Raw genomic sequence first — 12,501 nt, 5'->3', positions numbered from 1 at the left:
TGTTAATATAATCCAACAACTATTGTTAAATTAATAAGACACTATGGAAAAACATAAATTTCTGAAAAACAACTATACAGCAGGAAATATTCTCAACTTATTGTTGCAATTATACTCGGAAAAAGATTTTCAATACTGGGATCTATCAGAAATAGATATTTGGGGTGTTGACTTCCGAGACGCTATCTTAACAGGGGTGGATTTTAATGACTCTGACCTGAAGAACTGTATTTTTACTCAACCTTTAGGATGTATTCACTCCATTGCTTTTAATGCTGATGGTAATTATTTTGCTACAGGCGATGCTCATGGATTAATTCGAGTACATAATACAGAAAACTTGGCTCTGTGTTTTTTTGAAAAGGGAGCAGGAAATCAGATTTGGTCAGTGGCTTTTAGTTCAGGGACAAATTCTCAACGATTTGCATTAGCAGCAGAAGATGGTAGCGTTAAGTTGTTCGAGATTGAAAACCTTGCTTCAGGCAAACTCAATTTTAAGGAAACCAACTCATGGCGTGAAACAGGACGTGTATTATCAGTAGCCTTTAGCCTTGATCCTGAAAGCAATATTCTGGCATTTGGAGGAGATGGAAATGCAATAACTTTCTACAAAATTAAAGAGAAAGATACAATACGTTTGCCCATCAGTAATGTGTATTGTATGACTTTTATTGATGACAGAACTCTTTATAGTTGTAGCCAAGAGGGAGATTTTATTGGTTGGGATTTAAGTACACGTAATCCTCAAATATTTTACCAAGAACGTAAGAGGCATAAAAAATTAATACGTTGTATTGCGTTTAATGCAACAAAAGAAATTATAGCTACTGGATCTGAAGATGGAGAATTGAAAATTTTCCATACTAACACTAGAACAAACTTAGAAGAATTGGAGCTATTGGACGAAGATAAACAAAAATATGACTATAAAAAAAATATTAAGGAAATACGTACACTAGCATTTAGTTGCGATGGAAGTATTCTTGCAATTGGATGTATTTGTAAGAACACCCCTGAACAAAGTGAGGATAAAGATAAGAGTGAGGATAAAAATAAGAGTGAGCATAAAATTCTGCTGTTTGATTTAACTGGAGACAAATGGAAACTGATTGACACATTGGATAATTCTCGTTCAGAAAACCAAGACCACAATGGTCATACACATTTGATCAGAAGCATTGCATTTAGTCCTAACACTGATAAACCTCGATTTTTAATAAGCGGTGGTGATGGACGCACTGTCAAACTCTGGGATTGGCATAAAAACCAAAAAGAATGGAAATGTCAAGATAATTTGAGAGGATACGCTAATCGCGTCTGGTCGGTGGCATTTTCTAGCAACAAACAAATTTTCGCTTGTGGATGCGAAGATAATAAAATCTATATTTGGAATTACAATGAGCGCACACATATTCCTATTCACACCCTTTCCGAACATACTGATTGGGTTTGGTCAGTAGCTTTCAACTACGATGGAACACTTCTAGCTAGTGGTAGTGAAGATAAGACTATTGGTCTGTGGCAGTTAAATCAACAAGAATGGCATCTTATTAAGCCTTTGGCGGACGATACATCACATGAAACACACCCACTTAACATAACACATACTAAACGCGTTCGATGTGTAGCTTTTCATCCTAAAAAAAATATTTTGGCTAGTGCGGGGAATGATAATAAGGTTATTTTATGGGATTGCAAGAATTTAAATGATTCCAATGATGTAGAAGTAAAAGATCACAAAAAATTGACGAGTCACATTGACCGAGTGTTATCCCTAGCTTTTAGTCCAGATGGTCGTTACTTAGCTAGTAGTAGTCGGGATAAAACTATTAGGCTGATAGAAATTTTAGACAATAACCAGGAGTTAAAACCAGCTAATGAGATAGAGCCGACTGTTCTGGGATCATCAGCAGAGTATCATCAAGACCAAGTTCATAGCATTGCTTTTATTTTCGATAGCAAGCTATTGATTAGTGGAGGTTTTGATAAAAAACTCAAATTATGGGATGTTAATTCTAAAGAATGTATTCACACTTGGGACGAATATCAAAGAATACTTTCTGTTGCGTGTCACCCCACAAAACCAATTGTTGCTAGTGCTGGGCATAATTGCATTATTACACTATGGGATATTAGTGATGATAAAAACCCAAAACGTCTCAAGACACTTAAAGGACATAAACGCGCTGTAGAATCTGTAGTATTTACTCCTGATGGCAAAAGGCTGATTAGTTGTGGACAAGACCAGACTATCAGGTTTTGGGATGTAGAGGTAGATAAAGATGAAAAGAATAAAGAGAATAAGAAGAATAAGAAGAATAAGAAGATTAGTAAAATTAATACTAGTATTCACACCATAGAACTTGGTAAACCGTACCAGGATATGAATATTTCTGGAGTTAAAAATTTAGATGATGCCCAAATATCTGCTTTAAAAGAATTAGGAGCTTCAAGGGATTAAACAAATAAGCTAGTTGAATCAAAAAAACGGAACTAAACTATTAAGTTTTATTCTCCCAAAAATCCAAAATGCCGTAAACCTTCTTCAATTCCTGCCGCAAACTCAGCTTTTGCTAAGTAACGATTTTCGTTTGGGTTTTCGTTGTGCCAATCTAGTAATTCTTGTTTAGCATTGGCGACAATAATACCTTTTTCTTTTCTATTGGCAAAGAGGGCAATATCATTACCAGAGTCCCCACACGCAACGGTTTTGGCTGGTTCTATTTCTAAATATTCGCGTACAAAGGTCATGGCCATACCTTTGTTGGCTTTACGTGGTAGGATGTCTAGGTCTTTGTTATCACTATAAATAACTTGAATATCTAAAGTTTGTTGGAGTAAGGCTTTTTCTAAGTCTGATACTATTTGTAGAGCAGTTTTTTCTTGGAGAAAATAGCTAACTTTAAAAGGTCTTTGCTCACTTTCCGGCTGTGGTTTTAATTGAGTAAAATTGGCAGCTATTTTTACAACTAATTCTCTATCCCAATCTTCAGATAGATTCTCTGACCACTGATTATTAATAATCAATTGATCTTGATGATTATAAGAGTAAATTTCTGTACCTACGGCGCAAATGAGTATATTTGGCTGTAAAAGTGCTGTTTGTTTGTGATTTTGTTGTTGTTCTAGTTGCTGATACAGATATAGCGATCGCCCAGTAGAGTAAACAATTTTTGTATTGTGTTGCTGACGATATAGTTCTAATTTGCGATTCAGTCCTTCCATTGCTTGATCATCACCCACGAGAGTGTGATCAAGATCGGTAATAAAAAGAAATTGAGTCACAGTATACTCCTTATATATAGTCGTTTTCAAACCAAACTCGCCTGACTATACCACAACTTGAAACCGAGTTGCAAAAAACTCAACTAAATGTAAAGTTAATCTATAGTAGTGAAATTGACCTTGACATTTTACCCCATACCAGCGATAAAGGTCAAGCAATGCAGTTTTTACGACAGAAGTGGAAATTTGCAGCCGAGCAGACTGTTGTTTGTGGTGATTCAGGTAATGATATAGCTTTATTCGCTGTCGGTCAGGAACGGGGAATCATTGTCGGGAATGCTCGTCCAGAGTTACTCCAATGGTATCATCAGCATCCTGCGGACTACCGTTACCTCGCTCAAAACCGTTGTGCTGCTGGGATTATGGAAGGTTTAAAATATTTTGGTTTCCTAGAATGATTAGCTATCTTAAAGGTATCGTTGCTGGTGTCCAAGCCATTACTCCTAATCGCGTCATCTTGACCTTAGAAGTCAATGGCACAGGTTACGATTTACAAATTCCCCAACGTTTGTCCAACCAGTTAACATCAACTGGGGATGTGATCCAAATCTTTACCCATTACCAGATTCGAGAGGAAATCCCCATGCTTTATGGTTTTTCTTCTCCTTCCGAACGGGATTTATTTCGCCATTTGCTCAGTGTTAGCGGGATTGGTGCGGCATTAGCGATCGCTCTCTTGGATACAATGGAATTACCAGAGTTAGTCCAAGCCATTGTCGCTGCTAACATCCAAATGCTAATTCAAGCCCCTGGAGTGGGCAAGAAGACCGCTGAACGCATCTGTTTAGAACTAAAGAGTAAACTCATCGAATGGCGCAAATCAGCGGGCTTCTTTGTGGCTACAGGGGGACCCGCACCAGGAATTTTAGAAGAAGTGCAAATGACTCTTTTCGCTTTGGGATATACTGCCCATGAAGTCAGTCACGCTTTGCACACAGTTAGCGAAAATATTGGTTTACCCAAAAATGCCTATGTGGAAGATTGGATTAGACAAGCGATCGCTTATCTTAGCAGTAGTGAAGTAGAGTGTTCCTAATTCATGATCAATAATAATCCCTATGCTTGGATAAATGAATCTCTCGCCACTATTCATCGGGCTGACTGGTATCGTTGCGTGCAAACTATTCACAGCCGACCCGGTGCAACTGTGGTCTTATCTGGGCAAGAGGTTATTAATTTTGCCAGTAATGATTACTTAGGATTAGCAGGAGATGAACGCTTACAAATAGCCGCCATTACTGCTATTCAACAATTCGGCACTGGTAGTACAGGTTCTAGATTACTCAGTGGGCATCGAGAAATACATAAAGAATTAGAACAGGCAATAGCATCTACTAAACAAACCCAAGACGCATTAGTATTTAGTTCTGGTTATTTAGCTAATTTAGGGACAATTGCGGCCATAGTCGGCAAAAGAGACTTAATTTTATCTGATGAATATAATCATTCCAGCTTAAAAAAGGGAGCAATTCTCAGCGGTGCAACTGTCATGGAATATCCGCACGGTGGTACTGCAGTACTGCAAGAAAAGTTATGGGAACACAGGAAAAATTTTCGCCGCTGTTTAATTATTACCGATAGCGTCTTTAGCATGGATGGTGATTTATGTCCATTACCCCAACTGCTAGATTTAGCTGAAGAATTTAGTAGTATGCTACTGCTCGATGAAGCTCATGCTACGGGAGTGATGGGAAAAACTGGTGCTGGCTGTGTAGAACATTTTGGGTGTACAGGTAGGGAATTAATTCAAATTGGCACATTAAGTAAAGCCTTGGGAAGTTTAGGCGGATATGTAGCCGGAAGTAGCTCCCTGATTGACTTTTTACGCAATCGCGCCCCCAGTTGGATTTATACCACCGCCCTTTCTCCCGCAGACACAGCAGCAGCAATAGCCGCTATGAAGATAGTGCGAGAAGAACCGGAAAGGCGATCGCAACTTTGGCAAAATGTCAATTATTTAAAACAATTAATTACAGAAAATTTACCTAACTTAAAATTATTCCCCACAGAATCACCAATATTATGTTTTCAATTATCTAATGCAGCAGCCGCATTAACAGCCGGAAAGCATTTGCGAGAATCAGGAATTTTTGCGCCAGCCATTCGTCCCCCCACAGTTAGCACCAGCCGGATTAGAATATCTGTAATGGCTACCCATGAGTTAGGACATCTTCAGAAATTGGTAGAAGTGATTAAACGCATAGAAGGGTAATGACAATTATTTCGCGCAAAGTCGCAAAGGAGCAAAGACGCAAAGAAGAAAAGGAAGAGATTTTCTTTTTAACCCATTGTAGAGATTTAGCAAAAAATCAAATCATGTAAATCCTTAAATCATAAAAATCATAGTTCAGACATTTTCGGTTAAAAATATTTGGAAGGGTAAATAACTAAAGAGTCCCTACACCAGAAACTACCAACCGAAAACCGTAGTCATAACACCTATCGTATGGGTTACTGTAGTGACGATACGCAGAACGGCAAATTTTATCATCACTACACCATGAACCACCGCGCATTACATAGACATCATTGCTACTAATCCAAGGAATGCTGTCATTAGGCCAAATCAAAAAAGATGAACTGCTTGCAGCAGCGCCTCGCTATCCAATCTTGTGGGATGGGCATCTTGCCCGTCCTTGTATTATTAGCGGGCTTTTCCACCCGCACCACAAGAAATTTTGGGATACTTTTTTAATTGGAGAACTCTTAATAATTCTTTTTTCCTTATTCCCTCTTTCTGACTCCTTCTTCTGGTTAAACCCAGAATACCGAGATAGACTGTACTATAAATATAGTCTGTAAAGAAATGTAAATATGATGATGTTACAAGATAAAGTTATTGTCATTGTCGGTGCTACTGGTGGTATTGGTGCTACTTTAACTCGTAAGTTGTCCTCCACTGGTGCGCGGTTGGTACTTGCGGCTAGAGACAGGGAAAGTTTAGCTGCATTAGCAAATGGATTATCAGCAGATGTGCTGACAGTTCCCACCGATATTACTCAACCTCAACAGGTGGAAGCGTTAATCCAAGCAACAATATCCCAGTTTGGACAAATTGATGTCCTGGTAAATGCAGCCGGAGCGGGGATTCTCAAAGCCTACAATAACATTGAATCGGCAGATTTAGAGGCAATGCTGGATCTAAATTTAAAAGGCTGTTTTTACACGACTCAAGCAGCAGCGAAGGAGATGCAAAAACGCAAATCTGGTCATATTTGTAATGTTGTCGGTATTCTTGGTAAACATTCAATGCCTATGGCTGCGGCTTATTCTGCGTCTAAGTTCGGTGTGGTGGGTTTTAGTAAATGTATAGCGGAAGAACTGAAACGTTTTGGGGTGAAAATGACACTTTTTTACTTTGGAGGGATAGATTCTTCTTTTTGGGATAAGGTAAATTTAAAAGTAGATCGGAGTAAAATGCTGAGTTGTGAGACTGCGGCAAATGCTATTTTTTATGCTTTATCGGCTGAACCACAGGCTATACCTATGGAAATTAATATTCAACCTGAGAGTCATTTGTTTTTCTAGTATGTGATAGATATAGCAATTCTCATGCTAGTCAGGTACAAAGTTTTTTCGTTTTAGGTAGGGAACAGTGAATAAATTGGTGTGTACTTCATTAGACTGGGAAACGCTATAAAGGTGATATTCAGAGGTAACAGGGAAGGGGCAACAGGGAACAGAAAGAACTCATGTTTATAAACATGAGATGGCAATAATGACACTGTTTTTTTCGGGCTACACAGCTTTAAAAATATCTTTCTTTGACTGAGATTTAAACTGGTGCGAATGAGTGTTTCTTATCTGTTCCCTCATCCTTCCTGTTCCCTGTTTTTGTAAATACTGGATTTAAAAGAAATTATGCTGCAAATTGATCACGTTCACTTTTATGTCGAAGATGCCCAAAGGTGGCGAGATTGGTTTGTATATTGTCTTGGTTTTCAAGCAGTGAATGATGGTATTTTTCCCAGGTTTTTTCATCATCCAAAATCGTTACATACTTGTACAGAAGTGGTGAAAAGTGGATCTGTCTACTTCTTACTTTCTTCTGCAATTTTACCGACTAGTCCGGTGGCTGAGTTTTTACGTGAACATCCTCCTGGTGTGGCTGATATAGCCTTTGTAGTTGATGATGTGGAAGATGTGATAGCAAGGGCTATAAGCAATGGGGCAAGGATTCTCCAACCTGTTCAAGATGCTGGATTTTGTCAGTATGCTAAAATTGCTGCTTGGGGTGGTTTAAATCATACGTTAATTAGTAGGGAAAAGGCAAAAATAGCAGAGGTTGACAATATTTCCCGTCATTTCATTACTGCTATTGATCATTTAGTTTTAAATGTGGGTGTGGGTGAGTTGGCAATTGCTGTTAATTGGTATGAGAAAATATTTGATTTTCAACCTCAACAAAGTTTTAATATCAAAACTGATCGTTCCGGTTTGCATAGTCAGGTAATGATTTCTCCTAATGGCAATATTCAATTACCAATTAATGAACCGGCTTCACCTAGTTCGCAAATTCAGGAATTTTTGGAGGTGAACAGAGGTGCAGGTATTCAACATATTGCTTTATTAATACCTGATCTTGTTGATGCAATTTCTCGGTTTCGGGCTGCTGGTTTATCTTTTCTTTCTGTTCCTCAAAATTACTATTTCCAACTCCAACAACGATATAAGTTTTCTCTGTCAACTGAAGAATTGCAAGCCATATCTGACCAAGAAATTCTGGTAGACTGGCATGAAGATTCTCAACCAGGGCAGTTATTATTGCAAATTTTTAGTCAACCAATTTTTTTGAAACCAACTTTTTTCTTTGAGTTTATTGAACGTCGTTCTCTTGCCCAAGGTTTTGGGGAAGGTAATTTTCTGGCTTTATTTCAAGCGATTGAACGGGAACAAATTAAACGCGGTTTTGTTAGGGGTTAGGAGATTTTTAATTGCATATTTAAAATCCAAAATTAGGTTATAGCAGTAATCACGGTTTATGCAATATAATTTAGGGCGCAGGCCCTGCGCCCCTACAGGCTTTACGGACATTGGATAATGGTGGTATGAAAATCAAAAATTCCCTTTTTCACACTCTTATTCTTTGCGCCTCTGCGTCTCTGCGTGAAACAAATTCATACTTTCATTCAAGTCCATAGCGTTACAAGGAGGTTAATAGAAGAAATTAAAGATATCGCTACTTACTGGGAACGCTGAATATTACCTGCTTTTACCCAACCTTCTTTATCGGTATCAGGAATGCGGATTTTTGCCATTTTTTATCGGCGCTTTCTTCTAAAATAATTACTTTTTTATTACCACCAACTCCACCAGTAGTGGAAGAATTTGTGTCTGGTTCAGACCGCATACTTAACCCATCTGCCCAAGTGACAGTTCCTTCGTAGGCATCTGGTGGTAGTGGTTTGGGTGATTCTGTGGGTGTGGGTGTAGGGCTAGATGTGGGGTTGGGAGTAGCTAGTTTTTTAGGTGGGGATTTGGCAATAGCTTTGGGCTTTTTGGCTTGAAAAGAAGGATTATCATTAGGATACATTGGCTTGGGAGGAGTTACAGCAGTACGGTTAACAAAATAGAGGGCAACTGTTAAGCCAGTACCTAATAAAACTGCGATCGCTAAGACAAAACCGAGTATAACTTTAAGTAAGTTTGTCAGCATATAGTAGGGAATTGGTAATTGGTAATTGGTAATTGGTAATTGGTAATTGGTTAGTTTTTTTCTTCTTTCTTCTTCCTTCTTTCTTTTCTTCCTCCTGACTCCTGACTCCTATAATTGACGTTGAATGCGATCGCTTAAAGGACTGTATTTTGAGGCTAGACGCGCCCTACCGGATGCTGCCCATTCTTGGAGTTTTTGAATCTGTTCGAGGGCAGTTCGTGCTAAGGGGATAATTTGACTGGCAGCCTCTAAAATATCATCAGTGGTGAAATCACGGTTTTGACTAAAGCCAATGTGCATGGCTTCAATTAACGTTTGTTCAATTTCTGCACCGGAAAAATCGGGAGTTTCGTAGGCTAATCTTTCGATTTCATAGCTGTTCAAATTATGGGGACGCAATCGGGATAAATGCACATTGAAAATGGCTTTTCTTTCTTCTTGGCTGGGTAAACCGACAAAGAAAATTTCATCAAATCGCCCTTTTCTTAACATTTCTGGTGGTAACGCCTGAATATCATTAGCAGTAGCTACGACAAAGACAGGAGAAGTTTTTTCCGCTAACCAATTGATAAAAGTCCCAAATACCCGGCTGGTAGTTCCTGCATCACCTTTGCTACCCAAACCAGAAAAAGCCTTATCAATTTCATCAATCCAGAGTATACAGGGAGCGAGCGCTTCTGCGACTTGAATCATTTGCCGGGTGCGGGATTCTGACTCACCCACCAAACCACCAAATAACCGCCCTACGTCTAATCGTAACAGAGGTAAATGCCAATGGTGAGCGATCGCCTTGGCAGTTAAAGACTTACCAGTTCCCTGAATTCCCACCAACATTAACCCACGAGGATGAGGTAAACCGTATTGTCGGGCTTTTTCGCTAAACGAACCCCCACGTCGAATTAACCAATCCTTCAAATTATCCAAACCACCAATATCAGTAATTTCCTCAGTGGCGGGGTAAAAATCAAGAATTTGAGTTTGGCGGATAGTTTGCCGCTTTTCTGCCAAAACTAAATCTACATCTTCTGGTTCTAATTGTCCATGAGTGGCGATTCCTCGCGCCAATACCCGGCGGATTCTTTCCATAGACAACCCTTGACAAGAACGCACCAAATCATCCAAAAACTTGCCAACAGGTGGATTTCCAGTAGCTTGTAACAACCGTTCCACCTCCGTTTTGATTTCCGGGGCGTTAGGTAGGGGAAACTCAACCACCGTCAGCACTTCCGTTAAATCATCAGGAATAGCAACGCGAGGGGATAATAGGACAATATTTTTCGGTTGGGATTTCAGGAGTCGGGCTAAATTACGGAGTTTGCGAGCGATCGCCACATCATCCAAAAATCTATGATAATCTCGTAAAATCAACACCGCTGGGGCAGTAGCAGTCAACTTTTCCACAAACTCCAAAGCCTGTAACGGGTTACGTTTCCCAAACCCCACATCATTGGGACTTCCCTGATAACCGTCCACAAAATCCCAAGTATACACCGGACGATTACCTTGATTTATCGCCTCTTCCCGAATCGCCGCCTCTACCCGTTCCTCCTCATAAGTAGGAATATAAATCAACGGATAACGGGCGCGGAGTAACAATTTAAACTCATCACGAAAATTCATAAAATAACAAGTATGGCTAAAGCCGCATTATCAAAATCAATAAGGTTTAGTATAATACCATATCCGATTGTACACCCCCCATTGATAATCAATGCAGACTTACCAGAGTGAAATTAAAAAATCAAAGATTATAAACTCTTACTCTCTGCGACTCTGCGCCTCTGCGTGAAACAAATCCAAAATAAAAATCCATGCTTACCCAAGATAAAAAACAAATCAACTGGAAACCTATTATCAAAAAATTTGTCGCTGTAGTTGGTGAAAAAGGCGTAGTTCAACGCAAAGAAGAACTTCTCACCTATGAATGTGACGGTTTAACCAGCTATAAACAACGTCCCCCAGTTGCAGTATTACCCAGAACCACAGAACAAGTATCAGAAATTGTCAAAATTTGCAATCAATTCTCCGTTCCTTTTATCGCCAGAGGTTCAGGAACTGGTTTATCTGGTGGTGCTTTACCAACAGAAAATTCCGTTTTGATTATCACTTCTTTAATGCGACAAATCCTCAGCATTGACTTAGAAAATCAACGGGCTGTCGTGCAACCAGGAGTAATTAATAGTTGGGTGACACAGGCAGTTAGCGGTGCTGGTTTTTATTTTGCACCTGACCCTTCTAGTCAAATTATTTGTTCCATTGGTGGCAATATTGCCGAAAATTCTGGGGGAGTCCATTGTTTAAAATATGGTGTGACAACGAATCATGTTTTAGGTTTAAAACTTGTGCTTCCTGACGGTGAAATAGTTGATGTTGGTGGACAAATTTCTGAAATGCCGGGTTATGATTTAACAGGTGTATTTGTCGGTTCAGAAGGAACATTAGGAATTGCCACAGAAATCACTTTAAAAATTCTCAAAAGTGCCGAATCAATTTGTGTATTACTCGCAGATTTTACCAGTGTAGATGCTGCGGCTGCCACTGTTTCTGATATTATCAGCGCGGGGATTATTCCCGGTGGCATGGAAATGATGGATAATATTAGTATTAATGCTGTAGAAGATGTTGTTGCTACTAATTGTTATCCCCGTGATGCCACAGCTATTTTATTAGTAGAAATTGATGGTTTAGAAGTAGAAGTTTCTGCAAATAAACAGCGAGTTACAGAAATTTGCAAAAAGAATGGGGCGCGAAATGTTACTAGTGCTAGTGACCCAGAAACTAGATTAAAATTATGGAAAGGCAGAAAAGCTGCTTTTGCGGCTGCGGGACATATTAGCCCTGATTATTATGTACAAGATGGGGTAATTCCTCGGACTCAATTACCTTATGTCCTCCAAGAAATTGAGAGATTAAGTCATGAATATGGTTATCCTATTGCTAATGTTTTTCATGCTGGAGATGGGAATTTACATCCATTAATTTTATTTGATAATTCTGTACATGGAGAATTAGAAAAAGTCGAAGAATTAGGGGGAGAGATTCTCCGGCTATGCGTAAGAGTAGGTGGTAGTATTTCCGGTGAACATGGTATTGGTGCTGATAAGAAATGCTATATGCCAGATATGTTTAGCGAAGCTGATTTAGAGACTATGCAATGGGTAAGACAGGTATTTAATCCCCAAGGTTTAGCAAATCCTGGCAAGATTTTTCCCACACCTCGCACTTGTGGAGAAGCAGCTAAAGCATCTATTCAACAATTCCCAGATGTAGAAAGATTCTAATTCAGAGGGAACAGGGAACGGGCAACAGGGAACAGGAAAAACTCATGTTTAAAAACATGAGATTGAAATAATGACACTGTTTTTTTCGTGCTACGCATCTTTTAAAAACATCCTTTTTTTGACTGAAGCTCTAAACTGGTGCAAATGAGTGTTTCTTATTTGCTCCCAGTTAAGAGTTCCCTGTTCCCTTCTTTTGTAAAAAATAAATGTTGGGTTAAATGTTGGGTTTCGTTCCATTGCTTCGCAACGCTAATCCAAACAACCTAATATTTATCCTCT

10 protein-coding genes and 1 pseudogene are annotated in these 12,501 nt (G+C 39.1%); 7 read left to right on the top strand and 4 right to left on the bottom strand.

What is annotated here, in order from left to right:
- The first annotated feature begins 43 nt into the window (after positions 1-43).
- Positions 44-2,461: a WD40 repeat domain-containing protein gene (locus AA650_RS21095; RefSeq protein WP_053540534.1), complete on the top strand. Its 2,418-nt coding sequence runs from the start codon at positions 44-46 to the stop codon at positions 2,459-2,461.
- A 47-nt stretch (positions 2,462-2,508) separates the two neighbouring features.
- Here AA650_RS21095 and AA650_RS21090 read toward each other — a convergent pair whose 3' ends face one another.
- Positions 2,509-3,285, bottom strand: a complete 777-nt coding sequence (locus AA650_RS21090) for a sucrose-phosphate phosphatase (RefSeq protein ID WP_081424295.1) — start codon at positions 3,283-3,285, stop codon at positions 2,509-2,511.
- Positions 3,286-3,332: 47 nt separating this feature from the next.
- Here AA650_RS21090 and AA650_RS21085 point away from each other — a divergent pair.
- The 3 genes and pseudogenes from AA650_RS21085 to bioF all read left to right on the top strand — a co-directional run.
- Positions 3,333-3,683: pseudogene (locus tag AA650_RS21085) on the top strand (HAD-IIB family hydrolase); the annotation flags it as partial.
- Positions 3,680-4,321 (top strand): Holliday junction branch migration protein RuvA, encoded by a 642-nt coding sequence (gene ruvA, locus AA650_RS21080; protein WP_015080791.1) that lies wholly within the window; start codon positions 3,680-3,682, stop codon positions 4,319-4,321. The pseudogene AA650_RS21085 and the gene ruvA, both read left to right, overlap by 4 nt.
- 6 nt (positions 4,322-4,327) lie before the next feature.
- A complete protein-coding gene (gene bioF, locus AA650_RS21075; RefSeq protein ID WP_199924463.1) occupies positions 4,328-5,497 on the top strand; it encodes an 8-amino-7-oxononanoate synthase in 1,170 nt (389 codons plus the stop codon).
- A 175-nt stretch (positions 5,498-5,672) separates the two neighbouring features.
- Here bioF and AA650_RS28280 read toward each other — a convergent pair whose 3' ends face one another.
- Positions 5,673-5,855 (bottom strand): SUMF1/EgtB/PvdO family nonheme iron enzyme, encoded by a 183-nt coding sequence (locus tag AA650_RS28280; protein ID WP_199924315.1) that lies wholly within the window; start codon positions 5,853-5,855, stop codon positions 5,673-5,675.
- Between the two features lie 247 nt (positions 5,856-6,102).
- Here AA650_RS28280 and AA650_RS21070 point away from each other — a divergent pair, with 247 nt between their 5' ends.
- Positions 6,103-6,813, top strand: a complete 711-nt coding sequence (locus tag AA650_RS21070; protein ID WP_174763426.1) for an SDR family oxidoreductase — start codon at positions 6,103-6,105, stop codon at positions 6,811-6,813.
- 333 nt (positions 6,814-7,146) lie between these two features.
- Positions 7,147-8,208, top strand: coding sequence for a 4-hydroxyphenylpyruvate dioxygenase (gene hppD, locus AA650_RS21065; protein WP_199924314.1), 1,062 nt, complete (start codon positions 7,147-7,149; stop codon positions 8,206-8,208).
- A gap of 289 nt (positions 8,209-8,497) precedes the next feature.
- Here hppD and AA650_RS21060 read toward each other — a convergent pair whose 3' ends face one another.
- Positions 8,498-8,941 (bottom strand): SH3 domain-containing protein, encoded by a 444-nt coding sequence (locus AA650_RS21060; RefSeq protein WP_335337394.1) that lies wholly within the window; start codon positions 8,939-8,941, stop codon positions 8,498-8,500.
- A gap of 108 nt (positions 8,942-9,049) precedes the next feature.
- Positions 9,050-10,561 carry an AAA family ATPase gene (locus tag AA650_RS21055; protein ID WP_053540531.1) on the bottom strand — a complete coding sequence of 504 codons (1,512 nt, stop codon included), beginning with the start codon at positions 10,559-10,561 and terminating at the stop codon, positions 9,050-9,052.
- Positions 10,562-10,752: 191 nt separating this feature from the next.
- On the opposite strand from AA650_RS21055, the gene glcD reads away from it, so the two are divergent.
- Positions 10,753-12,222 (top strand): glycolate oxidase subunit GlcD, encoded by a 1,470-nt coding sequence (gene glcD / locus AA650_RS21050; protein ID WP_053540530.1) that lies wholly within the window; start codon positions 10,753-10,755, stop codon positions 12,220-12,222.
- Positions 12,223-12,501: the final 279 nt, after the last annotated feature.

Origin of the sequence: Anabaena sp. WA102 (assembly GCF_001277295.1) — a bacterium.
GTDB lineage: Bacteria > Cyanobacteriota > Cyanobacteriia > Cyanobacteriales > Nostocaceae > Dolichospermum > Dolichospermum heterosporum.
The sequence above is the reverse complement of the archived record's forward strand: the minus strand, read 5'-3'. Positions and strand labels throughout refer to the sequence as shown.